The following is a 24,849-nucleotide window of genomic DNA, read 5'->3' as shown; positions in this document are numbered from 1 at the left end:
AGAAAAATAATTTTTCATGAACTTCTTTTACAAATGATAGGAAGTTGTGTATAATGTTTTCAACAAGGAGATAGATTTATGGATATTCATGTCATTAAACAACAATCTAATCAGTTATATCAAAAATATAAAAAACAGGTTATCCCTGAATTTTTCTATGTTGGATATGTTGGAATTTTAGCACAATATTTAAGAAGTGGTATTTTCTCTTTTTTTGTATCACTGTTTTTATGTCCAATAAGTCATGGTTATGTGAAATGTGCAATGAAACTGGTTGATGAAGAAAAGCCAGTTCTTGATTATCATGATTCATTGAATGGTATTTTCTGTTTTCCCAAAGTAGCTCCTGCATATTTAATGCGTAAAGCTATTATTGTTTTGTGTACGCTTATATGCTTTTTACCATCTTTTTTGGCAATTCATGAATTGATACCAGAATTTTCTATTGAATGGTTTTCGTCATTGGGGAATACATTCATACAAACAGAATATTTTGTACCTCAATTTGAATATATAGCATTGATTTTACAAAATATATTTCTAGTTGGTAATATTCTGATCTGTATTGCCGTTTATCTTTTTTTAACAGCATTATTTATGCCTGTTCCTTATATGATGGAATTAGAAGAACTTTCATGGAGCGAATGTATGAGCTATTCAATTCAATTGATGAAAACAAGAATTTTTCAATTTGCTCATCTGTATATATTATATATTTTACGTCATGCCTGTTATTGGGTTATAACTGGTTGTATTGTTTTATGGATTGGACATATAAATGATATTTTGATGTTGTTTTGTATTGTGACATCTTTATTTTTATATATTGAAGTTTTTAAAGGAAGATTTGAAATCGCAAAATACTTATTTTATAAGGAAATGAGGAATGAGTATCATGAGAGAGATTAAAAATATCAAAAAAGTCATTATTAAGATTGGTTCATCATCATTGTGTCATGCCAATGGTTATATAGATCAACAAAAGATTTTGTATTTAGTGATGCAAATAGCGCAATTAATTGAACAGGGAATGACAGTTGTGGTCGTTTCTTCAGGTGCTATCAGTGCTGGAATGGGGGCTATGAAATTAGAAAAAAAACCTGAAACGTTACCACAAAAACAGGCTTTAGCGGCTATTGGACAGGCACAGCTGATGCAGATTTATGAAGAAATATTTCAACTGTTTCACTTAAAATGTGCACAGGTTTTAGTGAACCATGATGATTTTGATCATCGTCAACGTCTTTTAAATCTTTCACATACAATGAATGCTTTAATTGATTATGGGGTTATACCGATTGTGAATGAAAATGATGCTTTGGCAGTAGATGAAATTAAAGTAGGAGATAATGATACTTTATCTGCATTGTTAGTACCTGTGATAGATGCAGATTTATTGATATTGGTCAGTGATATAGATGGTTTATATACGGATAATCCTCATCATAATCCACAGGCTCAGCTTTTAAAATATATTGAACAGATTGATGAAAAGATTGAAAACATGGCTTCCGGTTCAACTTCAAAATTAGGGACAGGTGGTATGGCTACAAAAATTAAAGCAGCGAAAATTGTGAATGATTATGGTAAGCATATGGTGATTGTAAATGGTCAAAAGAAAGAGAGTTTGTTGCATATTTTTGATGAGTGTGAAGAAGGCACATGGTTTAATGGGAAAACGGGTAAACATCTTAATGCGAAAGCTCATTGGTTAACTTATCGAACACAATCTAAAGGTGAAATTATTGTTGATGATGGAGCGTGTCAAGCTTTAAGACATCATAAAAGTTTATTGCCTTCAGGCATTAGTGATGTTCATGGACAGTTTTTAGCGGGACAGGTTGTGGATGTTATGAATCAGCAAGGACAAAGAATTGCAAAAGGGATTGTACAGTATACAAGTTTTGAAATCGCATTAATCAAAGGACATCATAGTCAGGATATTAAAAATATATTGGAAAGTTATGATTATGATGAAGTGATTCATGCTGATAATATGGTTATATTAGGAGGTGAATCTCATGAATGAACAACTTTTCAAACAATTGACACAGGCAAAACAGGCTAGTCGTCACATGATGACAATGAATACGCAATCTAAAAATCAGGCTTTAATAAAGATTGCTCAGGCTTTAAAAGACCATGTTTTAGAGATTATCAATGAAAATCAAAAAGATATAGAACATGCAAAGGCATCAGGAATGTCAGATGCGATGGTTGATCGTTTGTTGCTGAATGAAGATAGAATTGTTGCAATGGCAGATGATGTTTTGAAATTAGTAAGTTTAGATGATCCAGTTGGTGGTATAATTAGAGAGATCAAAAGACCTAATGGATTGCTTATTAAACAAGTGCGTGTTCCTATTGGGATTTTTGGAATCATTTATGAATCTCGACCAAATGTAACAGTTGATATTGCCTGTCTATGTATCAAATCAGGAAATGTCTGTGTATTAAAAGGTGGTAAAGAGGCTATGCATTCTAATCGCATTTTAACAAAGCTTATGCGAGAAGCCATCAAAGAGACATTACCTGTTGACTGTGTGCAACTGATTGACTATGGTGGAAGAGAAATGGTTGATGAATTGATTCATGCTTATGGTTATGTGGATGTTGTCGTGCCACGAGGAGGAGCTGGCTTAATTCAACATGTTGTGCAAAATGCAACTGTTCCTGTTATTGAAACAGGCGCTGGAAATTGTCATTTGTATATCGATAAAGAAGCAGATCTGAAAAAGGCCATAGATATCACTGTCAATGCAAAGATTCAAAGACCATCTGTCTGCAATGCCATTGAAACCATTCTCGTGCATCAGGATATAGCGGATACGTATTTACCATTATTGTATGAGGCTTTTCATGAACGTGTTGACATACGTGGGGATAGTAAAGTTCAAAAGATCATTCCATGTCAGTTAGCTACATTAACAGACTATGCGACAGAATATGACGATTATATTGTGGCTGTTAAAATTGTGGATAGTTTACAAGAGGCTATTGAACACATTTATCAGTATTCCACTAAACATTCTGAAGCTATTATTACTGAAAATCAGGATACTGCCCATATGTTTTTAAATAGTATAGATTCAGCATGTGTTTATCATAATGCTTCGACACGTTTTAGTGATGGAGGACAATTTGGTTTTGGTGCGGAACTTGGTATCAGCACGCAAAAACTACATGCCAGAGGACCATTAGGTTTGTTAGAAATGACATCATATCAATATAAAATCTATGGTCAGGGACAAGTGAGAGAATAAAGAGTGAATCATGATGATTCGCTTTTTTATTGACAATACTTAGTATACTAAGTATAATGATGAGTACGCTAAGTAATAGGAGGGATTTGATGGAATATGATTGTTTTAGTGAAATGATGGAGGAGATGCGAGAGATTCATAAAATGATTCAAAAGTTAACCTCTCAAAAATGTCATCATTTAACAGTGGAACAGGCAAAATTGATTTTTTTGATTGCTCATCAACAGATGAATCAAAAAGAGATTGCACAGAAACTTCGTATTACTGAAGCTACGCTTTCAGTAAGGATCAAAAGATTGGTGGATATGGGGCTTATTGAAAGAAAGCTGAATGAAGATGATAAAAGACATTATTATATTGTTTTATCTTCTCAAGGAGAAGCAGTCATTGACGAGATGAAGAAAGATTTTCATCATGTTCATCAGATTGTCTGTAAAGGGATGACAGATGAAGATTATATGGCTGTTTTGAATGTTGTCAAAAAAATAAAAAGGAATTTAAAGGAGGAAATCAAGTGATTAAGTTACGAAAATTTGCATATAAGTTTTGGTTGCCAATCATTTTGTGTATTGGATTTGTTTTTATTCAATCTCAATCAGAATTGGCCTTACCAGATTATATGAGTGATATTGTAACAAATGGGATACAAGCTGGTGGATTTGATACATCAATAGGTGATGTTTATAGTCAGGATACTTTTGAACATCTCTTGATTTTTGCTGATGACAAGCAAAAAGAAACGATTGAATCAAGCTATACTTTGACTTCTTACGACGATTTATCACAAGATATAAAAGATAAATTTCCAAAAATAAAGGATGCCTATGTACTTCATGATCTTTCTCAAAAAGAAACAGAAGAATTAGAAAGTGCATTAATGAAACCTATGTTAATGGTTTCTGCCATTGATTCAATGGATCCCAATTCAAAGGAATATCAGCAACAATTTCAAAATATTCCTGAGGGGATGGATATTTATCAGGTTTTTGAAATGATGGATGAACAGACACGTCATCAGATGACAGAGAAAATTGATGCCCAAATTGAGACAATGGGTGAATCAACAATGCTTGTCGCTGCAGGTAATGGTGTCAAAAATGAATATATGGCTTTAGGAGCAGATGTTGACCAGATACAGACACAATATATTTTTGTAGCTGGGTTAAAGATGTTAGGCATTGCATTATTAGGCTCTTTAGCAGCTATGGCTTCAGCCTTTTTATCTTCAAGAGTGGGTGCTGGTTTTGCGAGAGATTTAAGACGAGCAGTTTTTAAGAAAGTTGAAAGTTTTTCAAATAGCGAGTTTAATAAATTTTCAACAGCTTCATTAATTACACGTACAACTAATGATATTACACAAGTTCAGATGTTAATGATTATGTTACTGAGAATTGTATTGTTTGCCCCTATGATGGGAATTGGTGCATTAATCAAAGCCTTTACGCATTCATCATCAATGACATGGATTATTTTAATGATTCTCATTGTCATTACACTTGTCATTATGGTTTTGATGAAAGTTGTTTTACCTAAGTTTAAGGTCATTCAGTCTTTGATTGACAGATTGAATTTAACAATGCGTGAAAATTTAACTGGAGTTTTGGTTATTAGAGCTTTTGGAAATGAAAAGCACAGTGAAGAACGTTTTGATAAAGCTAATGATGATTTAACAACTGTTAACTTATTTGTCAACCGCGCTATGGCAACATTAATGCCAATCATGATGTTTATCATGAATTTTGCGACTGTTTTGGTTGTTTGGGTTGGTTCTCAACAATTAGATTTAGGAAATATTGCGATTGGAGAAATGATGGCCTTTATTCAATATGCAATGCAAATTATTATGTCATTCTTATTTATTGCGATGATTTTCATTATGATTCCTCGTGCCAGTGTGGCAGCCGATCGTGTTTATGAAGTCTTATCAACAGAATTAACAATTCAAGATCCAAAACAACCTGTTGAATTTGATTCACAACAAAAAGGTGTTGTTGAATTTAAAGATGTTTCATTTCAATACCCTGGAGCTCATGAAGCTGTTTTGAGCCATATTAGCTTTACTGCTAAACCTGGACAGACAACGGCTTTTATTGGTTCAACGGGTTCAGGAAAGAGTACATTAATCAATTTGATTCCTCGTTTTTATGATGTCACTGCAGGTGAGGTTATTGTTGATGGTGTCAATGTCAAAGATGTAAACCAACATGATTTAAGAGAACGTATTGGTGTTGTTCCTCAAAAAGGAGTCTTATTTTCAGGAACGATTCGTTCCAATTTAAAATATGGCGCTCATGATGCTACTGATGAAGAATTAAATGAAGTCATTCGTGTGGCTCAGGCAAAAGAATTTGTTGATGCAAAACCACATGGTTTAGATGAAGCTATTTCACAAGGTGGAACAAATGTGTCTGGAGGACAAAAACAACGTTTAGCTATCGCCAGAGCTTTAGCAAAAAATCCAGAAATTCTTATTTTTGATGATAGTTTTTCAGCATTGGATTTTAAAACAGATGCTATTTTAAGAAAAGAATTAAGTCAATTGATGGAAAAAAATCAAAATACTGTTTTGATCGTTGGACAAAGAATCGCTTCTATCATGGATGCAGATCAGATTATTGTTTTAGATGATGGAAAAATTGTTGGAAAAGGAACTCATGATGAATTGATGAAAAATTGTCAGGTTTATCAGGAAATTGCTTATTCACAACTTTCAAAGGAGGAATTAGCCAATGCCTAGAGGACATATGGGTGGTAGACAGATGTCTAATGAAAAAGCTAAGGACTTTAAGGGAACAATTAAAAAATTGTTTGCTCATTTACGACCTTATTATGTGAAATTTATATTTATTTTTATATTTGCTGCGGGTTCAACTGTTTTTTCAATCTTTGGACCAAAAGTTTTAGCTCAAGCCACAGATAAATTGAGCGAAGGAATTATGGCGAAAGTCACACATACTGGTGGTATTGATTTTGATGCTATTTTCCAGATTCTCTTTTTCCTGGTTTGTATTTATTTAATAAGTGCACTTTTTAATTATATACAAGGATTTTTAACTTCTGGTATTTCTCAAAAAGTCGCTTATGATTTTAGAAAAGAAATTTCTGAAAAAATGGATCGTTTGCCACTCAGTTATTTTGATACACATTCGAGTGGCGATACATTATCACGTGTAACAAATGATGTCGATTTGATTGCTCAATCATTGAATCAGAGTTTAACACAAATCGTGACATCTTCAGTAACGGTTATTGGAATTTTTATCATGATGCTGACAATCAGTATTCCAATGACATTATTAGCATTATGTGTGTTACCTGTTTCTATGTTTTTCATGTCAAAAATCATGAAAAGAACACAAAAATACTTTATTTCTCAACAGACAAGTTTAGGGAATGTCAATGGTCATATTGAAGAAATGTATGGTGCTCATCAGGTTGTCAAAGCCTTTAATGGTGAAGAGGATTCTGTTGCCAGATTTGAAGAATATAATAATGATTTATATAATTCAGCTTGGAAGTCACAATTCTTTTCAGGTTTATTACAGCCACTGACAACATTTGTTGGAAATATTGGATATGTTGGTGTTTGTTTATTAGGTGGATTTTTAGCGACAGGAAATATGATCTCTATTGGAGATATTCAGGCTTTTATTCAGTATGTGCGTCAATTTAATCAGCCTATTACACAATTGGCTCAAATCATGAATCAATTACAATCTACAGCCGCTGCTGCTGAACGTGTTTTTGAATTTTTAGATGAAACAGAAATGGAAGAAGAACACGCTTTAGTCACAAGCGAACAAGTTAACCATATGCAGGGAAGTGTTACTTTCAATCATGTTCAATTTGGTTATACGCCAGAAAAAACCATTATCCATGATTTCTCTATGCATGTGCATGCTGGACAAAGTGTGGCTATTGTTGGGCCAACGGGTGCAGGAAAAACAACCATTGTGAAATTATTGATGCGTTTCTATGAATTGAATGGTGGACATATTTTAGTAGGTGGTGAAGATATTACTCATTTTGCTAGAAGTGATTTAAGAAGTCTATTTGGAATGGTCTTGCAGGATACATGGCTATTTGGTGGAACAATCCGTGAAAATTTAAAATATGGAAAATTGGATGCTACAGATGAAGAAATGTATGAAGCTTGTCGTTTGGCGTATGCTGATCATTTTATTAATACATTGGAAGATGGATATGATACCATCATTAATGAAGAATCTAGTAATATCTCTCAAGGTCAAAAGCAGTTATTAACGATTGCGAGAGCTTTCCTTGCTAATCCTAAGATATTAATATTAGATGAAGCAACATCATCTGTTGATACCAGAACTGAGGTTTTAATTCAGCGTGGTATGGATAAATTAATGGAAGGAAGAACATGTTTTATTATTGCGCATAGACTTTCTACAATCAAAGATGCTAATACTATTATTGTGATGAAAGATGGAGATATTGTTGAATTAGGAAATCATGAGTCATTATTGGAAAAAGGTGGCTTCTATGCTGATCTTTATCAGTCACAATTTGAATCTAGTCATGAATAACTTACTCGTTTTGAGTAAGTTTTTTTTATGATGTTAAATACTTTTAAAAATTTATATAAAAAATTTTAAATAAATTAATGAAAATCTATTTACAAATCTAAAAAAGAGGTGTATAGTAACATTACTTCAAAAATTTGAAGTAAGAATATAAAAAATTTTAAGTAAGCACATAGGAGGACATATCATGTTTGAACAAGTAAAAGATGCATTAGTAGAATCTTTAAATATTGATGGAGAAGAAATTAAATTAGAATCTAACTTAAAAGATGATTTAGGAATTGATTCTTTAGCAGCTGTTGAATTATCTTTAGATTTAGAAACAGAATTTGATGTTGAAATTTCTGATGAAGAATTAGCTGCATTAGTAACTGTAGAAGATATTGTGAAATTAATTGAATCTAAACAATAAGCTAAGGTTTCACTTAGCTTATTTTTCTAAGGAGGAACATGTATGGATACTGAAAAAATTAAATCAATTATGAAGATGTTTGAAGAAAGTCAAATATCTAAGATGGATTTAACTGATGGTGATTTACATATCACATTAGAAAAAGATATAGAAGCAAAACAAATCATAACACCTACCGATGTCAAAACACCTAGTGAACACAATGAAGAAACAATTCAGGAAACAGGTACACCTATCAAAAGTCCAATTGTTGGAACATATTATCAATCAAGTGGTGCGGGAAAAGAACCTTATGTCAAAGTTGGAGATATGATTCAAGAAGGAGACACGATTTGTATCATTGAAGCCATGAAAGTCATGAATGAAATTAAAGCAACTGTTTCTGGAAAAGTTTTATCTATTGAAGTTCAAGATGGTCAAACAGTTGAATATGATCAGACTTTAATGATGATAGGGTAAGGTGATAATGTGATTGAAAAATTATTGATTGCCAATCGTGGAGAAATCGCAGTCAGAATTATACGTACATGTAAAGAAATAGGAATTCAGACTGTTGCCGTTTATTCAACAGCTGATAAACATTCTTTGCACGTGCAATTAGCGGATGAATCTGTATGTATTGGTGGACCATTAGCTAATGAATCATACCTGAATATGAATGCGATTATTCAGGCAGCCTGCAATACGGGATGTGATGCGATTCATCCTGGATTTGGTTTTTTAAGTGAAAACAGTGAATTTGCCAGACTTGTTATTCAATGTGGATTGATCTGGGTAGGACCATCACCTGATATTATTGATATGTTAGGAAATAAGTCTGCCGCAAGAAAGATGATGAAAGAAGCAGGAGTTCCTGTGATTCCTGGTTCTAAAGAAGTCATTGAAACTGTAGAACAGGGGAAAAAGGTTGCTGAAGATATAGGATATCCTGTTATGATTAAAGCCAGCAATGGTGGTGGTGGACGTGGTATGCGTGTAGTTCATAATGAAGAAGAGTTTGAAACACAATATCTTAATGCCAAAGCTGAAGCCAAAGCTTGTTTTGGTGATGATGATGTCTATTTAGAAAAATTAATTGAAAATCCAAAACATATTGAAGTTCAAGTCATTGGTGATCATCATGGTCATGTGATTCATTTATTTGAAAGGGATTGTTCGTTTCAAAGACGTCATCAAAAGATGATTGAAGAAGCACCATGTCATATTTTAAAGAAAGATGTGCGTCAAAGATTGTTTGAAGATGCCATCAAAGCTTGTCATCATGTGGGATATAATAGTGTTGGAACAATTGAGTTTTTATTAGATAAACACGGACAATATTATTTTATGGAAATGAATACACGTATTCAGGTTGAACATCCTATTACAGAGATGATTTGTGGTATTGATTTAGTCAAGTTACAGATTAAGGTTGCTGAAGGATTAAAACTTCCATACAAGCAAGAAGATATTCATCAAAATGGATATGCTTTAGAATGTCGTATTAATGCTGAAGATATGAATCGTGATTTTGCGCCAACACCTGGAAAAATAACATTTATGCATTTACCAGGTGGAAGAGGAGTGCGAGTGGATAGTGCCATGTATAGTGGGTGTGAAATTTCACCTTATTATGATTCGATGATTTTAAAATTAATTACTTTTGCACCAACACGTCTAGAATGTATTAAAAAAATGCGTGCAGCGTTAAGTGAAGTCATTATTGATGGTATTTCAACGAATACAAAATTCCATTATTATGTTCTACATTCTAAAGAATTTATTGAAGGAAGTTATGATACAAGCTTCTGTGAAACATTTATAAAGGAGTTGAAAGATAATGGATCAATTGTTTAAAAAAAGAAATGAAGAATTAAAACAATTCTCATCATGGTTAAATAGACATAAAATTAAAGAAAAAAAAGAAATTCCTGAAAATATCTTTAAACAATGTGATCATTGTCATGAATCTATTCCTTATTTTTCACTTATCGAAAATGATTATGTTTGTCCTAAATGTGGTCATCATATGAAAATCAGTGCCAGACAGCGTATACGTGATTTAATGGATGAAGGCACTTGGAAAGAATATTTTGAAAAAGATAAAACATCTAACAATGAAAATTTTCCTGGTTACGATGAAAAGCTAAAAAAAGCCTGGATGTCAACCGGTATGAATGAAGCTGTCATTTGTGGTGTTGGTAAAATCAACCAGAGTCGTGTTGTCTTATGTGTCATGGATTCTCGTTTCATGATGGGAAGTATGGGAAAAGTTGTTGGTGAAAAAATATGTAAAGCAGTAGAACTGGCTACACGTAAAAAATTACCATTGATTATTAGCTGTACCAGTGGTGGTGCCAGAATGCAAGAAGGTATTGATTCTTTAATGCAGATGGCTAAAATCAGTGCTGCTTTAAAACGTTTTTCAAATCAAGGAGGTCTTTATATAGCCTTATTAACACATCCTACAACAGGTGGTGTCAGTGCCAGCTTTGCGATGCTGGGAGATATTATCATTGCTGAACCACAGGCCATGATTGGATTTGCTGGAAAACGTGTTATTCAAGATACAATTAAGCAGGAGTTACCTGAAGGTTTCCAAACTGCAGAATTCTTACTTGAAAAAGGTTTTATTGATATGATTGTGGAAAGACATGATTTGAAAAATGTTATTTCAGATTTATTAAAATTACATGGAGGAAAATTATGAGCCTCGTAGATAATGAAAGAAAAATAAAAGAGTTACAGGCGAAAAGAGCTGTAACAGAAGATCAAAAAGAGTTCGATGAACTTTCTCAAGAGATTGATACTCTCACAAAAGAAACATATCATCATTTAACTGCTTGGGATCGTGTGTCTATCGCAAGACATCCATCACGACCAAAAGCAAGTGATTTTATTGAGGGATTGTTTGACCATTTCTATGAACTTCATGGGGATAGATGTTATGGAGATGATCAGGCTATTATTGGGGGAATTGGTTATTTTCACGATATGCCAGTCACTGTTATTGCGCAAGCCAAAGGAAAGACATTGGAAGAAAATTTGAATCGTCATTTTGGAATGTGTAATCCTGAAGGTTATCGTAAAGCTCTCAGACTTGCCAGACAAGCCGAAAAGTTTCATCGACCAATCATTACTTTTGTAGATACCGCAGGAGCTTATCCTGGTATCGAAGCTGAGGAGAGGGGACAGGCACAGGCGATTGCTGAATGTTTATACACTTTTTCTGATTTGAAAACACCTGTTATTTGTATTGTTTTATCAGAAGGTGGTAGTGGAGGAGCATTAGCTTTAAGTGTTGCCGATCGTATTTGTATGTTAGAAAATGCCATTTATTCTGTTTTATCACCTGAAGGTTTTGCAAGTATTTTATGGAAAGATGATAGTCGTGTTCAAGAAGCGGCTGAAGTGATGAAACTGACATCGTATGATTTATATGATAAAGGAATTGCTGATTATTTGGTCAAAGAACCAACAGGTGGTATGCAAAATGATTTAAAACTTGTATTAGATAATATTGATCAGTATTTACAAAAAGAATTAGATGTTTTAACTCATACAAAAGAAAAAGATTTATTGGAAAAACGTTATCAAAAGTTCCGTAAGATAGGAGTTATGTCATGAGTTCAATAGAAATATTAGGAACTGGGTTTGTCAAAGCTCAAAAGAAAGTAACGAATTTTGATTTAGAAAAAAGAGTTGAAACAAGTGATGAATGGATTGTACAAAGAACAGGTATTTCATCACGTTATGTGAGTGAAACTGAAAATACAAGTGATTTGGCTTATAAAGCCAGTTTACAGGCGATTGAAGATGCACATATTCAAAAAGAAGACATTGAAGTGATTATTGTTGCAACAATGACACCAGATTGTATGACACCTTCAACAGCTTGTCTTGTTCAGGCAAAACTGGGATTAAATGATTGTCCTGTCTTTGCTTTTGATATTAATGGAGCATGTAGTGGATTTTTATATGCATTTCAGATTGCCAGTGATTTATTAAGTAGATATCACCATATCTTAGTCATTGGTAGTGAAACAATTAGTAAGATGATTGACTGGAATGATCGTTCAACTTGCGTTTTATTTGGGGATGGTGCAGGTGCGATGGTTCTTGGTCGAGGAGATACAAAACTTTATCACTATGCCAATAGTGAAGGAGACTTACAGGAAGTCTTACATGCTCAAGGATTGCCTTTAGTTCATGATTTACAAAATCAGGGAGCATCAACACATTATTTAAATATGAAAGGAAATGATGTGTTTAGATTTGCAATTAGAGTTTTAAAAGAATCTATTGAAAATGTTTTGGATCAGTCAGGACTTTCTATAGATGATATTGATTTGGTTATTCCACATCAGGCGAATTATCGTATTATTTCTCATGTGGCAAAAAAGATGAAAGTCGATTTATCAAAATTTTATATGAATCTTCAAGAGTTTGGAAATACTTCAGCGGCCAGTATTCCTATTGCTTATGCAATGGCACAAAGAGAAGGAAAGATTCCTGAAAAGGGACGTGTTATTTTGGTTGGATTTGGTGCTGGATTAACTTATGGAGCAACTCTTATTGACAATAGAGGAGGACAATAAAGTGTTATTAAATGAATTATTAAATATAAAATACCCTATTATTCAAGGAGCTATGGCGAATATTGCAACTGCTTCCTTTGCTGCCTGTGTTTCTAATAGTGGTGGTTTAGGGATTATTGCGACAGGATCAATGGATGCAGCTCAAACACGTGAAGAAATCCAAAAATGTAAACAATTAACAGACAAGCCTTTTGGTGTCAATGTGATGTTGATGAATCCATATGCCAGTGAAATTATTGATGTTATTGTTGAAGAAGGCGTTCATGTTGTGACAACAGGAGCGGGAAATCCAGGACCTTATATGGCAAAACTCAAAGAAGCTGGAATTAAAGTTTTACCAGTTGTGCCTAGCGTTGGTTTGGCTAAACGTATGGAAAGAGCTGGTGCTGATGCTTTGATTGTTGAAGGTGGAGAATCAGGTGGACATGTTGGTGAAATGACAACAATGGCTTTGGTTCCACAAGTTGTAGATGCTGTCAATATTCCAGTGATTGCAGCTGGTGGGATTGGAGATGGACGTGGTGTGATGGCAGCTTTGAGTTTAGGTGCTATTGGCGTACAGATTGGAACATGTCTATTGGTTGCTAATGAATGTCCAATTCATGAAAACTATAAAGATGCTGTTATTAAAGCCAAAGATACTGATACTGTTGTAACTGGAAGAAGTGTGAATACACCAGTCCGTATTTTAAAGAATCAAATGGCAAGAGAATATTTAAAACTTGAAGGACATTTTGAAAGTCGTGAAGAATTAGAAAAATTAACACTTGGGGCTTTAAGAAAAGCTGTACAAAGTGGTGATGTGAAAACTGGGTCTGTGATGATGGGACAAATTGCTGGAATGGTCAAAGAAAAGAAACCAATGCAACAGATTCTTGATGAAATGATGGCTTCAACAAAACAAGTTTATGCAAACCTGCAAAAAGTCATGGAGGAAATGCAATGATTCAAATCCAAAATCGTATCATGAAACTTCCTATCATTCAAGGTGGTATGGGAGTCGGTATTTCTTTATCATCATTAGCAGGAGCAGTTGCAAAATGTGGTGCTATGGGTGTCATCAGTGCCGCTCATCCTGGCTATAATTATGAAGGATTTAGAAAAAATCCAATTGCTGTGAATTGTCAGGCTTTAAAAGATCATATCCAACGTGCCAAAGAGCTTGCTAAAGGAAATGGTTTGATTGGTGTCAATATTATGGTTGCCAGTCAAAACTATGAAGATTTCGTGAAAGCATCTCTTGAAGGTGGTTGTGATGCCATTATTTCAGGGGCAGGATTACCATTAGATTTACCTAAGTTTGCTAAAGGAAAGGCGCTTTTAGCACCGATTGTATCGAGTGGAAAAGCGGCCAAATTGATTGCCAGAGTATGGGATAAACGTTATCAGTATACACCTGATTTCGTAGTGATTGAAGGTAGTGAAGCTGGTGGACATCTGGGATTTAAAAAAGATGATTTATTGGCTCATACGTGTCAAAAACTAAGTGATATTTTAGCTGATGTTAAAAAAGAATTAAAAGTTTGGGAAGACAAATACAAAAAGACAATTCCTGTTTTTGTTGCTGGAGGTATAGATTCTGGAAAGAAGATTGCTGAATTCATCAAATTAGGTGCAACAGGTGTACAGATTGCCACACCATTTATTGCGACTTATGAATGTGATGCAGCACAAGAATTTAAAGATATGGTTATTCAATGTCGCCCAGAAGATATTGAACTTGTCTCTAGTCCAGCAGGACTTCCAGGACGTGCTATTGTCAATGATTTTGTAAAGAAAACACGAGAAACAGGAAATATCTGTATGAAAAATTGTCTTCATTGCATGATTCCTTGCAATCCTGAAAATACACCCTATTGTATTAGTGAAGCTTTGATACAGAGTGTAAAAGGAAATGTACAAAATGGTCTGGTCTTTGTAGGGAGCCAGGCAGCGAGAATTCATGAAATGAAACATGTTGAAGAAGTGATTCATGAATATATGAAAGAAATGGAGGAAAATCTATGAAAATAGGAATGATTTTTGCTGGTCAAGGTAGCCAATATGTAGGTATGGGAAAAGCATTTTATGATGAATTCCAAGAAGCCAGAGATGTTTTTGATCAGGCCAATATTGATATTGATGTCAAAAAAGTATGTTTTGAAGGACCTGAAGATGTTTTAAATGAAACATCATATGCACAGCCTTGTATTTTAACAACATCATTAGCTATTGCGAAAGTGATTGAAGCACAAGGTATTCATCCTGATTATGTGGCAGGTTTATCATTAGGAGAATATTCTGCCTTGGCTTATGCAGGAGCATTTGACACACAAGATGCGATTTCAATTGTGAGACGTCGTGGACAGATTATGAGTGAAGCCCTGCCAGCTGGAACAACATCTATGGCAGCTGTTTTAGCAATGGATGCCCAAAAGATTCAAGAAGTTATTGAACCAATTGATGGTGTTACAATTGCCAATTATAATTGTCCAGGACAAATTGTGATTACAGGAACAAAAGAAGCTGTTGAGATTGCTTCAGAAAAATTAAAAGAAGCTGGCGCAAAACGTGTCATTCCATTAAAAGTTTCAGGAGCATTCCATTCTCCATTATTAGAAGAAGCATCATATAAGCTGAAAGAAGAGTTAGAAAAATATGATATTCATGAAACAAAGATTCCAGTTGTTTATAATGTTTCAGGAAAAGAAGAAGATGGAGATCTCATTGATATTTTAACTCAACAAATCAAATCAAGTGTTTATTTCTATCAATCAATTCAATATATGATTGCACAAGGTGTTGAAGCTTTTGTGGAAATTGGACCAGGAAAAGCATTAAGTGCCTTTGTTAAGAAGACAGATAGAAGTATTCCTGTTTATAGTGTAGATAGTATTGAAGGTTTAAATCAAATGTTAGGAGCGTTAAAAGATGAGTAAAGTAGCGTTAATTACTGGTGCCAGTCGTGGAATTGGTAGAGCCATTGCTTTAAAATTTGCAAGTGAAGGATATAATATTGCGATTAATTATATTGGAAATCATGATGAAGCTTTAGAAGTCCAAAAAGAATGTTGTACTCATGGTATTGAAGCTATGATTTATGAAGGTGATGTCACTGATTATGATGCCATGGATCAAATGATGAAAGCTGTTTTAGAACAGTTTGGTTCTATTGATGTCTTGGTTAACAATTCAGGGATTACAAAAGATCAGTTATTATTAAAAATGAATACACAGTCATTTATGGATGTCATTGATGTCAATTTAAAAGGAACATTTAATACCATTAAAGCTGTTTCTCGTATTATGATGAAACAAAGATCAGGTGTTATTATCAATATGGCAAGTGTAATTGGAATTATTGGAAATGTTGGACAAGCCAATTATGCAGCCAGTAAAGCTGGTGTCATTGCTTTAACAAAATCAGTTGCCAAAGAATTAGCACCACGTCATATTCGTGCGAATGCGATTGCGCCAGGATTCATTGCCACAAAAATGACAGATGTTTTAAGTGATGATACAAAAGAAAATATCTTAAAAAATATTCCATTGCAACAAATGGGTGAACCAGAAGATGTTGCGAATGTTGCATACTTTTTAGCAAGTGATAGTGCAAAATATATTACGGGTCAAGTCATCAATGTTGATGGCGGAATGGTCATGTAAGGAGGACAAAACATGAAAAGAAGAGTTGTCGTTACTGGAATGGGAGCCGTATCTCCAATTGGAAATACTGTTGAAGAAACTTGGAATGGTATTTTAAATCAGACATGTGGAATTGATGAAATTACACATTTTGATACAAGTGATTATAAAGTCAAATTAGCTGGAGAAGTGAAAAATCTTGATTTAGAACAATATTTTACAAAAAGAGATTTAAAATTTAATGATCGTTTTACGCAATTTGCCAGAGTTGTTTCTAAACAGGCTATTGAAAATGCAAAGTTGGATTTAGAAACAATGAATAAAAATCGTTTTGGTGTCATTATTGGTAGTGGTATTGGTGGTGTTGAATCTATTGAAAAAGCGGAACAAAGTTTATTAAATAGAGGACCATCAAAAGTTTCACCATATTTTATTCCTATGACTTTAATTAATTTAGCAGCAGGAAGTGTTGCGATTGATTTAGGTGCAAAAGGTTATGTATCTTCTGTTGTAACTGCATGTGCAGCTGGAACAAATGCAATTGGTGAAGCCTTCCATAAAATCAGAGATGGATATGAAGATATTATGATTGCTGGAGGAAGTGAAGCTTCTATTACACCATTATCAGTTGCAGGATTTGCTTCTATGAAAGCTTTGCATACTGGTGAGAATAAAGATCGTGCTTCTATTCCATTTGATAAAGATCGTAGTGGTTTTGTCATGGGTGAAGGTGCAGCTGTTTTAGTATTAGAAGAATTACAACATGCATTAGATAGACATGCGACAATCTATGGTGAAATTGTTGGTTATGGAGCAACTTGTGATGCTTATCATATTACAGCACCATTATCTGATGGAAGCGGTGGTGGAGAAGCGATGAAACAGGCTTTAGAAGATGCTGCTTTACAACCATCTGATATTGATTATATCAATGCTCATGGGACATCTACACCATTAAATGATAAGACAGAAACAATGGCTGTGAAATATGCTTTTGGTGACGATGCATATCATTTGGCTATGTCATCAACAAAATCTTATACAGGACATTTATTAGGAGCGAGTGGTGCTTTAGAATCTGTTATTTGTGTAAAAGCATTACAGGAAGGATATATCCCAGCTACAATTCATTATCAAAATAAAGATGAAGACTGTGATTTAGATATCGTTGCAAATGTTGGTAGAAAACAAGATATTCATTATGCTATGAATAACTCTTTAGGTTTTGGTGGACATAATGCATCATTGATTTTCAAGAAATGGGAGGATTAGAGATGTTATATAATTCTAATGATATTCAAAAAATTATTCCCCATCGTTATCCATTTTTACTTGTTGATTGTATTGAAAGTATTAGTGAAGATGGAAAAACAATTGTTGGGAAAAAATGTGTGACAGCTAATGAAATGCAGTTTTTAGGACATTTTCCAGAAAAACATGTGATGCCAGGTGTTTTAATTATTGAAGCATTAGCACAAACAGGATGTGTCTTATTGCTTTCTAAAGAAGAAAATAAAGGAAAGATTGCTTTCTTTGCTGGAATTAATAAAGCACGTTTTAGAAAACAAGTTATTCCTGGTGATGTTTTAACAATGACTGTCACTTTGACAAAAGAAAAAGGTGGTATTTACTTTGCATCTATTCAAGCAAAAGTAGAAGATGAAATTGCTGTCACTGGAGAAATTATGTGTGCTGTAGGTGAATAATAAAAAAAGCAGAAAGATTTTGACATCTTTCTGTTTTTTTTATGGTTTTATAAAAGTTATTAAGGCTCTGTGTCAAGAGTGATATTTCTATTGATGTATTGTATAAAATAGATGATGACTATGATTCATTTGAGTATTGACTACCATGCTGGTTGTCCTGTTTCAATAAGGTTATCAATATCTTTATAAGCATTTTCAATAGCTTCTATATGATATCATTCATACATATTATAAACAAAATCAGTTAAATTTTTTTCATCCAGTTGTTTTAAAACTTTTCCTGCACTTGTTCCTTTATAGTTTGCATAACTTTCAAGTAAGTAAGCAAAAAATCTCAATTCTTTATTTAATTTCATCACTTCTTAGATACAGTGAATTTTTGGATTACCAGTTGCTTCTTCATATTCCCACATGTCAAAGATAGCAAGACTACTCAAATACCATCATTTCATATCATCATTCAATAACATTGTGTGTTTGGGAATTTAAAAAGATTCATAGTGCATCCATATCAGTGACTGTTTTTTTGCAATCAGTATTGCAACTTCACTATCAATATTTTGTAAAATGTTTGGATTTGTTTTATTGATCATACTGCTTCACCTCGATAAATTTTAAACATTCTCATTAAAAAAGCATATAGATAGAATGATTACTATGGTTTTAAAAACTATTGGTGATTGATTTTCCAATAGTTTTTCATTTAATGTTTTTTAAACTTGTAAATAATTTTATTGGCATAAGGAATAGAAGAAAGTTCTTGAGGATGGTCTGAATAGAAATAGAAGATAATAACAAAGTAAACAATAACTCCTATGATCACGGCGAGTACTAATGGAATAAGAACTTTTCTTGTTAGGGCAAATAAACCATAGTAAACAATGGCTACAATGATACCCATGAAGATAGAAGAAATAATAGGTAATAAATATGTCTTTTTTATTTCTTGTCTATAACGTGTGATTTTACGTAACATTCTTTGATTTAAATAACATACTTGTAAACCATATAAACAATTGGCTATCATCAAAGCATAGAGTCCTAAAGGTGTAAACATCAATAAAAGGATTGTGATGACTAAATGGTAGATCAAAGCTATAGCAGCGTTTTTTAAAGGCGTGTTGACTTCTCCAAGAGCCTGTAAAATTCCATTGGTTAGAGTTGATAAACCAAAGAAAACAATACCTGGACTTCCTAGAGCTAACATTAATGTAGAAGTGGCAACTGTTTCTTCTTGAGGAAAGAGGATACCAATAATAGGATAAGCCAAGACACTCATACCCACAGCAGCCGGAATAAGTAACAGCATTGTCACACGAATGCCTGAACGAATATGTTCCCTTGTTTCACGGGCATTTTTTAATGACCATGATGAAGAAATAGCAGGAATGGATGCTGTTGACATGGCAGAAGCTAAAGCCACAGGAACATTTTGTAAAACAATATATTGACCAGAATAAACACCCCACATAGAGGCTGAAGTTGGATCAGTTCCAATAATAAAAGAATAAATATATTGGTCAATAACAGTAATAAGATTATAAACACATGTTGCAAAGATAATAGGTGTGACTATATGAATAATCATTTTGAAAATATCTTTATAAGAATCTTCATAATCATCAGGAGTATCTTTAATAATTAAATGATTACGATTCTTTAAATACATAATCATCATAAAAATTAAACCCACCAGAACACCGACACCAGGTCCAACTGCTCCCCCAGCGGCACCTGCAGCAGCCATTTCACTGCCACCTGTTTCCATCAATGGCTGAATGAATAAATAAGCACATCCAATGGCGACAATTGCATTAAAAATCTGTTCAATAATTTGTGAAACAGATGTATAAAAAGTTGTCTGATGAGCCTGAAAATAACCTCTAAAGACACCCAATAGACCAGATAGGAAAATAGTTGGACAAAGGATTCTCAGTGGTAATACAGAATACCCTGTAACAAGTAAAGGGGCTAAAAGATAGGCAATGATCGAAGCACTACCACCAATAATACAAATATAGATAAATGAACATTTTAAAATCTTTTGTACATTATTATATTGATGAATAGCTAGTTTTTCAGCAATTAACTTTGAAATAGCTGTTGGAATACTATAAGAAGATAAGAGTAATATTAAAGCATAAATATTATATGCCATTGAATAATAACCAATACCTTCAGCACTAATTAATGCTGTTAAGGGGCTTTTATATAAAGCTCCAATGATTCGTACGAAAATACCTGCAATTGCAAGTATAGATGCCTGTTTAACGATTGAACGTGACATGGGTAAACCTCACTTTCCAGTAATTCTTTGTTTATTATAACATTAATTCCAATAATTTCAAAAAAACTTATATATTTATACATAAAATGATTTTTTTCATAGGTTTTACACATTGATTGTATAATATACTGATAGTGAAAGGAATGTTGAAAAAGTATTGAAAAAATTTTTAAAGATATTTTTAATATTTATGATAATGATATCTACGATTTACGGATGTTATCGATTTTATCAAGAAAAAAAAGAAGAAAAACAATTACAAAGAATTCAAAATCAAGTCAATGAACAGTCGAAAAGAAAGATTGATGATGAATTATCAGTTATTGCTATTGGAAATAGTAATTTATATAGTGGTTTTAATCCATTACAATTGTGGCATAAATATAAAATAACGTCTTTTGTGGCTGCTGAACCAAGTCAAGATCCTAATCGTGCTTATTATTTTAAAAAATGTTTTAGAGTTTCAACACCCCCAATTAATTATATGGGAGATGGATGAAATGTTTACAGGAAAGGATTTTAATGATGAAAAAGCTCAAAAATATGCACCGATGAATCTATTTCCTATAGCTAGAAATTATACAAATTGGAAGAAATATTCAGCTCAATCATTTAAAAACTATGATAATTATGATTATAACTATCTTTCAAGGATGGCTACAAAGGGTTATTTATATAAAACAAAAGTAAAAGCAAGAAAGCAAAATAAAAATTTTATGATCAAAACAATCAAAAGAGCTAATATAAAACCACATAGACAAGAAATATTTTATAAAATTGTGAGTTTATTAAAAGAAAAGCAAATTCCTTTATTATTAATAACGATTCCATCAGCGAGATCATGGACGATGGAGAAACATAATACAATCATGGATTTATCAAAAGAAGTGGGTGTTCCATTTTTGGATTTGAATTTAAATAATCAGTTAATTAATTGGAAAAAAGACACAAGGGATGAAGGAATGCATCTTAATGATTATGGGGCACAAAAAGTAACAGCCTATATAGGAGAGTATTTAAAGGAACATAACTTAATAGAGAATCAAACAATAAGTCAAGAAAGTCAGAAGATGTGGGATCAAGATTATTATGATTATATTGAAATGATCAATTAAACTTCATGAAATGTAAAAAAGTCTATTTTAACATCTATATATTGTGCTATAATATATAAAAATATGTCTTGGAGGAGAATTATGAACGATAGTAGAATTTGTATTGCATTAGATTTTCAAACAAAGCAAGATGTTAAAGATTTCTTAGATAAGTTTGAAGATGAAAAATTGTATGTAAAAATTGGGATGGAATTATTTTATGGTGAAGGTATTGAAATGATTAAAATGATTAAAGAAAAAGGACATAAAATATTTCTTGATTTAAAATTACATGACATTCCTAATACTGTCAAAAGTGCGATGAAACAATTAGCAAAATTAGATGTAGATATGGTTAATGTTCATGCTTCAGGAAGCATTGCGATGATGAAAGCAGCAATTGATGGTTTAAATGAAGGAGCTAATGGAGGAAAACGACCTTTATGTATTGCTGTGACATGTTTAACTTCATTGGACCAAAAAGTTTTAGATGATGAACTTTTGATTCATGAACCATTAGAAAAGGTTGTTTTAAAATGGGCACAAAATGCGAAAGAAGCTGGATTAGATGGTGTTGTCTGTTCACCTTTAGAATCAAAGATTATTCATGAAAATTTAGGAATGGACTTTTTAACAGTGACACCGGGTATCCGTCTTGCAAGTGATAGTGTGAATGATCAAAAACGTGTCACAACACCAGCTATGGCAAGAGAATTAACATCAAGTTATATCGTTGTAGGAAGAACAATTACAAACGCTGCTGATCCAGTAGCAACATATAAAGAAGTTTATAAACAATTTCAAGGAGAGTAGAAAATGATGGAAAAAACTATAGCAAAAGATTTATTAAGTATTCAAGCAGTCTTTTTAAGACCAAATGAGCCTTTTACTTGGGCATCAGGTATTAAATCACCTATTTATTGTGATAATCGTTTGACATTATCTTATCCTGAAGTCAGAAAAGATATTGAACAAGGATTAGCAAAACTTATTAAAGAAAACTATCCAGAATGTGAATGTTTAATGGGAACAGCGACTGCCGGAATTGCACATGCGGCTTTAGCAGCTGACATTTTAGATTTACCAATGGGATATGTTCGTGGTGGAGCCAAATCACATGGAAGAAATAATCGTATTGAAGGATTAGTGAAACCGGGAATGAAAGTTGTAGTTGTTGAAGATTTGATTTCAACAGGTGGCTCATCATTAGAATGTGTAGATGCTTTAAGAGAAGCAGGCTGCGAAGTTTTAGGAATGGTTGCTATCTTTACATATGGATTAGAAGATTCAGCGAAAAACTTTGCTGCTAAGGATTGTAGTTTTTATACACTTACAAACTATGATACTTTAATTCAAGTTGCAGTTGAACATGAGTATATTGAAGCTGCTGATTTAGAAAAATTGAAAGCATGGAAAAAAGATCCTCATGATGAATCTTGGATGAGCAAGTAAAGTTAAAAAATAGGATAAAAAGGGGATGAAATGTAATTAATGTTGCAATTTCTCCCTTTTTAATGTATAACTATATAGGTTATGAGAGTCTTAAGGAGGATACATATGTTCAAGAGTTTGAGATATGTCTTAAAAGAAAATTTTACAAACTTATTTAGAATATATTCAATTGCTAAATATGAAATATTAGCAGATATGAGGGATTCTAAATTGGGATTATTCTGGAACTTTGCTAATCCAACTATTCAAGTTTTAACTTATTGGTTAGTATTCGGAGTTATTTTACCAGGACGTTCAGATGAAGATGGTATTCCATATTTATGTTGGTTACTTGGTGGTATTGTTGTCTGGTTTTTTATCTCTCCATGTATTACAAATGGATGTAATGCTGTGTATGCTAAAAGAGATGTTATTACAAAAATGAAATTTCCTGTGAGTATTTTACCTGCAACAGTTGTAATGAAAGAATTGTTTAATCATCTTTGTTTGATGATTATCTTAGTTGTTTTATTTTTAATATTTGGGTTTTATCCAAATATTCACTGGTTTGGATTATTATATTATTTATTCTGTGCAGTTATTTTTTCTATTTCTTTATCAATGACAACATCAGTTTTAAATATGTTAGCTAGAGATACACGAAAATTGATTTTAGCTTGTATGCGTTTATTACTCTATTTAACACCAGTTTTATGGAGCCCTCATAAACTAGATGGACATAGAATTCTGTCGGTGTTAATGAAGTTTAATCCTATTGATTATATTGTACAGGGATATCGAGATTGCTTTTTCTTTCATCAAGGATTGTTATCGTTTGGATATCAAGGATTAATTTTCTGGGGTATTACAATCTTGCTTCTTATTGTAGGAAGTTATATGATGTATAAGTTTAAACATAAGTTTATTGATTTGATGTAGAGGTGTTAAGATGAATCAAGAATATGCAATAGAATTTAATCATGTATCTAAAATATACACTTTAAAATCTAAAGATAAAAAACATAAAGAAGACCAGAGATTTTATGCTTTGAAAGATATTAATTTTAAAATACCGAAAGGGGAAGTTGTAGGCGTTTTGGGAACTAATGGTTCTGGTAAATCAACAATGTCAATTATTCTGGCAGGTATTAGTGAAATTGATGAAGGAGAAATGATTGTCAATGGTGAACAATCATTAATTGCCATTAATACAGGCTTAAATATGCAATTAACTGGTATGGAAAATATAGAATTAAAAGGAGCTTTATTAGGACTTTCTAAGAAAAGGATTCAAGAGATTAAAGATGGAGTCATAGCATTTGCAGAAATTGGTGATTTCTTATATCAGCCTGTAAAAAAATATTCTAGTGGTATGAAGTCTAGATTAGGTTTTTCTATTAATTTATGTTTGGATCCGGATATTTTAATTGTTGATGAAGCTTTATCTGTAGGGGATAAAGGATTTGCCCAAAAATGTATTAATCGTATGAATGATTTAAAAGACGAGGGAAAGACTATTATCTTTATATCACATACATTGCCACAAGTTCGCTCATTTTGTAATAAAGCAATGTGGATTGAGGGTGGAATGTTAAGAGAGTATGGTGATATTGATGAGGTTTGTGACCATTATGCTGAATATGTCGATTACTACAACGCATTGTCAAATGAAGATAAGAAAAAAGAACGTGATGATAAATTTAATAAAAGATTATTAAAAGATTATAAACCTAGTCTTTTTGATCGTATTTTTCATTTATAAACCTTAGTACTGACGTACTGAGGTCAATGGAGTCAACTTAGTATATTAGACTAGGTGACTCTTTTTTTATTTCTGTTATTCTTGTGGTATGACTATATGTACTCTTTATTATTATGCAAAAAAAGCGCATAAAGCCCCTGTTG

The 24,849-nt window shown here is 32.9% G+C and carries 26 protein-coding genes; 24 read left to right on the top strand and 2 right to left on the bottom strand.

Translation table 11 applies throughout. The features are described from left to right. Positions 1-78: 78 nt before the first annotated feature. The 18 genes from B5E48_RS02920 (at position 79) to fabZ (ending at position 18,132) form a co-directional block, all read left to right on the top strand. The gene (locus B5E48_RS02920) at positions 79-909 is read left to right on the top strand and encodes a hypothetical protein (protein WP_087304036.1); all 831 of its coding nucleotides are present in this window, start codon (positions 79-81) and stop codon (positions 907-909) included. Continuing rightward, positions 896-2,029, top strand: a complete 1,134-nt coding sequence (gene proB, locus B5E48_RS02915) for a glutamate 5-kinase (protein ID WP_087304035.1) — start codon at positions 896-898, stop codon at positions 2,027-2,029. The genes B5E48_RS02920 and proB overlap by 14 nt, the downstream gene beginning before the upstream one ends. Further along, positions 2,022-3,263 (top strand): glutamate-5-semialdehyde dehydrogenase, encoded by a 1,242-nt coding sequence (locus B5E48_RS02910; RefSeq protein ID WP_087304034.1) that lies wholly within the window; start codon positions 2,022-2,024, stop codon positions 3,261-3,263. The genes proB and B5E48_RS02910 overlap by 8 nt, the downstream gene beginning before the upstream one ends. Before the next feature lie 89 nt (positions 3,264-3,352). After that, positions 3,353-3,781, top strand: a complete 429-nt coding sequence (locus B5E48_RS02905) for a MarR family winged helix-turn-helix transcriptional regulator (protein WP_087243259.1) — start codon at positions 3,353-3,355, stop codon at positions 3,779-3,781. Further along, positions 3,778-6,000: an ABC transporter ATP-binding protein gene (locus tag B5E48_RS02900; RefSeq protein WP_087304033.1), complete on the top strand. Its 2,223-nt coding sequence runs from the start codon at positions 3,778-3,780 to the stop codon at positions 5,998-6,000. Before B5E48_RS02905 ends, B5E48_RS02900 begins: the two co-directional genes overlap by 4 nt. After that, on the top strand, positions 5,993-7,816 hold the full coding sequence (locus B5E48_RS02895; RefSeq protein ID WP_087304032.1) for an ABC transporter ATP-binding protein: 1,824 nt from the start codon (positions 5,993-5,995) through the stop codon (positions 7,814-7,816). Before B5E48_RS02900 ends, B5E48_RS02895 begins: the two co-directional genes overlap by 8 nt. Before the next feature lie 184 nt (positions 7,817-8,000). Continuing rightward, a complete protein-coding gene (locus B5E48_RS02890) occupies positions 8,001-8,225 on the top strand; it encodes an acyl carrier protein (protein WP_087243256.1) in 225 nt (74 codons plus the stop codon). Between the two features lie 42 nt (positions 8,226-8,267). After that, positions 8,268-8,684, top strand: coding sequence for an acetyl-CoA carboxylase biotin carboxyl carrier protein (accB, locus tag B5E48_RS02885; RefSeq protein ID WP_087243255.1), 417 nt, complete (start codon positions 8,268-8,270; stop codon positions 8,682-8,684). A gap of 9 nt (positions 8,685-8,693) precedes the next feature. Continuing rightward, positions 8,694-10,061: an acetyl-CoA carboxylase biotin carboxylase subunit gene (accC, locus tag B5E48_RS02880; RefSeq protein WP_087298037.1), complete on the top strand. Its 1,368-nt coding sequence runs from the start codon at positions 8,694-8,696 to the stop codon at positions 10,059-10,061. Next, complete coding sequence (accD, locus tag B5E48_RS02875) at positions 10,045-10,914, top strand: acetyl-CoA carboxylase, carboxyltransferase subunit beta (protein WP_087243253.1); 870 nt, start codon at positions 10,045-10,047, stop codon at positions 10,912-10,914. Before accC ends, accD begins: the two co-directional genes overlap by 17 nt. After that, positions 10,911-11,831 carry an acetyl-CoA carboxylase carboxyltransferase subunit alpha gene (locus B5E48_RS02870; protein ID WP_087243252.1) on the top strand — a complete coding sequence of 307 codons (921 nt, stop codon included), beginning with the start codon at positions 10,911-10,913 and terminating at the stop codon, positions 11,829-11,831. Before accD ends, B5E48_RS02870 begins: the two co-directional genes overlap by 4 nt. Continuing rightward, positions 11,828-12,802 carry a beta-ketoacyl-ACP synthase III gene (locus B5E48_RS02865; protein ID WP_087243251.1) on the top strand — a complete coding sequence of 325 codons (975 nt, stop codon included), beginning with the start codon at positions 11,828-11,830 and terminating at the stop codon, positions 12,800-12,802. The genes B5E48_RS02870 and B5E48_RS02865 overlap by 4 nt, the downstream gene beginning before the upstream one ends. Position 12,803: 1 nt before the next feature. Then, positions 12,804-13,748 carry an enoyl-[acyl-carrier-protein] reductase FabK gene (fabK, locus tag B5E48_RS02860; RefSeq protein WP_087304031.1) on the top strand — a complete coding sequence of 315 codons (945 nt, stop codon included), beginning with the start codon at positions 12,804-12,806 and terminating at the stop codon, positions 13,746-13,748. Then, positions 13,745-14,809 (top strand): NAD(P)H-dependent flavin oxidoreductase, encoded by a 1,065-nt coding sequence (locus B5E48_RS02855; RefSeq protein WP_087304030.1) that lies wholly within the window; start codon positions 13,745-13,747, stop codon positions 14,807-14,809. Before fabK ends, B5E48_RS02855 begins: the two co-directional genes overlap by 4 nt. Continuing rightward, complete coding sequence (fabD, locus tag B5E48_RS02850; RefSeq protein ID WP_087304029.1) at positions 14,806-15,720, top strand: ACP S-malonyltransferase; 915 nt, start codon at positions 14,806-14,808, stop codon at positions 15,718-15,720. The genes B5E48_RS02855 and fabD overlap by 4 nt, the downstream gene beginning before the upstream one ends. Continuing rightward, the gene (fabG, locus tag B5E48_RS02845) at positions 15,713-16,447 is read left to right on the top strand and encodes a 3-oxoacyl-[acyl-carrier-protein] reductase (protein WP_087304028.1); all 735 of its coding nucleotides are present in this window, start codon (positions 15,713-15,715) and stop codon (positions 16,445-16,447) included. The genes fabD and fabG overlap by 8 nt, the downstream gene beginning before the upstream one ends. Positions 16,448-16,459: 12 nt before the next feature. Beyond that, the gene (gene fabF / locus B5E48_RS02840) at positions 16,460-17,698 is read left to right on the top strand and encodes a beta-ketoacyl-ACP synthase II (RefSeq protein ID WP_087304027.1); all 1,239 of its coding nucleotides are present in this window, start codon (positions 16,460-16,462) and stop codon (positions 17,696-17,698) included. 2 nt (positions 17,699-17,700) lie between these two features. Continuing rightward, the gene (gene fabZ, locus B5E48_RS02835; RefSeq protein ID WP_087304026.1) at positions 17,701-18,132 is read left to right on the top strand and encodes a 3-hydroxyacyl-ACP dehydratase FabZ; all 432 of its coding nucleotides are present in this window, start codon (positions 17,701-17,703) and stop codon (positions 18,130-18,132) included. 215 nt (positions 18,133-18,347) lie between these two features. Here the strand turns inward: fabZ and B5E48_RS02830 are convergent, their stop codons facing one another. Both B5E48_RS02830 and B5E48_RS02825 read right to left on the bottom strand, forming a co-directional pair. After that, positions 18,348-18,488 (bottom strand): DUF3791 domain-containing protein, encoded by a 141-nt coding sequence (locus B5E48_RS02830; protein WP_204209579.1) that lies wholly within the window; start codon positions 18,486-18,488, stop codon positions 18,348-18,350. A 347-nt stretch (positions 18,489-18,835) separates the two neighbouring features. Then, the gene (locus tag B5E48_RS02825) at positions 18,836-20,419 is read right to left on the bottom strand and encodes a putative polysaccharide biosynthesis protein (protein ID WP_087304025.1); all 1,584 of its coding nucleotides are present in this window, start codon (positions 20,417-20,419) and stop codon (positions 18,836-18,838) included. A gap of 190 nt (positions 20,420-20,609) precedes the next feature. Between B5E48_RS02825 and B5E48_RS02820 the strand changes: the two genes are divergently transcribed. From B5E48_RS02820 to B5E48_RS02795, 6 genes are all read left to right on the top strand, one after another. Beyond that, entirely contained in the window at positions 20,610-20,918 is a 309-nt protein-coding gene (locus tag B5E48_RS02820) for a hypothetical protein (RefSeq protein ID WP_087304024.1), read from the top strand. 1 nt (position 20,919) lies between these two features. Then, positions 20,920-21,534: a hypothetical protein gene (locus tag B5E48_RS02815; protein ID WP_087304023.1), complete on the top strand. Its 615-nt coding sequence runs from the start codon at positions 20,920-20,922 to the stop codon at positions 21,532-21,534. A gap of 81 nt (positions 21,535-21,615) precedes the next feature. Beyond that, positions 21,616-22,326: an orotidine-5'-phosphate decarboxylase gene (gene pyrF, locus B5E48_RS02810; RefSeq protein WP_087304022.1), complete on the top strand. Its 711-nt coding sequence runs from the start codon at positions 21,616-21,618 to the stop codon at positions 22,324-22,326. Between the two features lie 6 nt (positions 22,327-22,332). Beyond that, entirely contained in the window at positions 22,333-22,965 is a 633-nt protein-coding gene (gene pyrE, locus B5E48_RS02805; protein WP_087304079.1) for an orotate phosphoribosyltransferase, read from the top strand. Between the two features lie 105 nt (positions 22,966-23,070). Further along, entirely contained in the window at positions 23,071-23,883 is an 813-nt protein-coding gene (locus B5E48_RS02800) for an ABC transporter permease (protein ID WP_087304021.1), read from the top strand. Positions 23,884-23,893: 10 nt separating this feature from the next. Then, positions 23,894-24,706 (top strand): ABC transporter ATP-binding protein, encoded by an 813-nt coding sequence (locus tag B5E48_RS02795; RefSeq protein WP_087304020.1) that lies wholly within the window; start codon positions 23,894-23,896, stop codon positions 24,704-24,706. Positions 24,707-24,849 lie beyond the last annotated feature (143 nt).

Source organism: Massilimicrobiota sp. An105, assembly GCF_002161155.1.
Lineage (GTDB): Bacteria > Bacillota_I > Bacilli_A > Erysipelotrichales > Coprobacillaceae > Allocoprobacillus > Allocoprobacillus merdigallinarum.
Note: the sequence above shows the minus strand (reverse complement) of the source record. Positions and strands in the feature narration are given on the sequence as shown.

Excerpts from the sequence above, each read along its gene's own strand:
- B5E48_RS02920 (WP_087304036.1), top strand. The coding sequence starts at position 79 with ATGGATATTCATGTCATTAAACAACAATCTAATCAGTTATATCAAAAA.
- proB (WP_087304035.1), top strand. The coding sequence starts at position 896 with ATGAGAGAGATTAAAAATATCAAAAAAGTCATTATTAAGATTGGTTCA.
- B5E48_RS02910 (WP_087304034.1), top strand. The coding sequence starts at position 2,022 with ATGAATGAACAACTTTTCAAACAATTGACACAGGCAAAACAGGCTAGT.
- B5E48_RS02905 (WP_087243259.1), top strand. The coding sequence starts at position 3,353 with ATGGAATATGATTGTTTTAGTGAAATGATGGAGGAGATGCGAGAGATT.
- B5E48_RS02895 (WP_087304032.1), top strand. The coding sequence starts at position 5,993 with ATGCCTAGAGGACATATGGGTGGTAGACAGATGTCTAATGAAAAAGCT.
- B5E48_RS02890 (WP_087243256.1), top strand. The coding sequence starts at position 8,001 with ATGTTTGAACAAGTAAAAGATGCATTAGTAGAATCTTTAAATATTGAT.
- accB (WP_087243255.1), top strand. The coding sequence starts at position 8,268 with ATGGATACTGAAAAAATTAAATCAATTATGAAGATGTTTGAAGAAAGT.
- accD (WP_087243253.1), top strand. The coding sequence starts at position 10,045 with ATGGATCAATTGTTTAAAAAAAGAAATGAAGAATTAAAACAATTCTCA.
- B5E48_RS02870 (WP_087243252.1), top strand. The coding sequence starts at position 10,911 with ATGAGCCTCGTAGATAATGAAAGAAAAATAAAAGAGTTACAGGCGAAA.
- B5E48_RS02865 (WP_087243251.1), top strand. The coding sequence starts at position 11,828 with ATGAGTTCAATAGAAATATTAGGAACTGGGTTTGTCAAAGCTCAAAAG.
- B5E48_RS02855 (WP_087304030.1), top strand. The coding sequence starts at position 13,745 with ATGATTCAAATCCAAAATCGTATCATGAAACTTCCTATCATTCAAGGT.
- fabD (WP_087304029.1), top strand. The coding sequence starts at position 14,806 with ATGAAAATAGGAATGATTTTTGCTGGTCAAGGTAGCCAATATGTAGGT.
- fabG (WP_087304028.1), top strand. The coding sequence starts at position 15,713 with ATGAGTAAAGTAGCGTTAATTACTGGTGCCAGTCGTGGAATTGGTAGA.
- fabF (WP_087304027.1), top strand. The coding sequence starts at position 16,460 with ATGAAAAGAAGAGTTGTCGTTACTGGAATGGGAGCCGTATCTCCAATT.
- fabZ (WP_087304026.1), top strand. The coding sequence starts at position 17,701 with ATGTTATATAATTCTAATGATATTCAAAAAATTATTCCCCATCGTTAT.
- B5E48_RS02830 (WP_204209579.1), bottom strand. The coding sequence starts at position 18,488 with ATGAAATTAAATAAAGAATTGAGATTTTTTGCTTACTTACTTGAAAGT.
- B5E48_RS02825 (WP_087304025.1), bottom strand. The coding sequence starts at position 20,419 with ATGTCACGTTCAATCGTTAAACAGGCATCTATACTTGCAATTGCAGGT.
- B5E48_RS02820 (WP_087304024.1), top strand. The coding sequence starts at position 20,610 with ATGATAATGATATCTACGATTTACGGATGTTATCGATTTTATCAAGAA.
- B5E48_RS02815 (WP_087304023.1), top strand. The coding sequence starts at position 20,920 with ATGTTTACAGGAAAGGATTTTAATGATGAAAAAGCTCAAAAATATGCA.
- pyrF (WP_087304022.1), top strand. The coding sequence starts at position 21,616 with ATGAACGATAGTAGAATTTGTATTGCATTAGATTTTCAAACAAAGCAA.
- pyrE (WP_087304079.1), top strand. The coding sequence starts at position 22,333 with ATGGAAAAAACTATAGCAAAAGATTTATTAAGTATTCAAGCAGTCTTT.
- B5E48_RS02800 (WP_087304021.1), top strand. The coding sequence starts at position 23,071 with ATGTTCAAGAGTTTGAGATATGTCTTAAAAGAAAATTTTACAAACTTA.
- B5E48_RS02795 (WP_087304020.1), top strand. The coding sequence starts at position 23,894 with ATGAATCAAGAATATGCAATAGAATTTAATCATGTATCTAAAATATAC.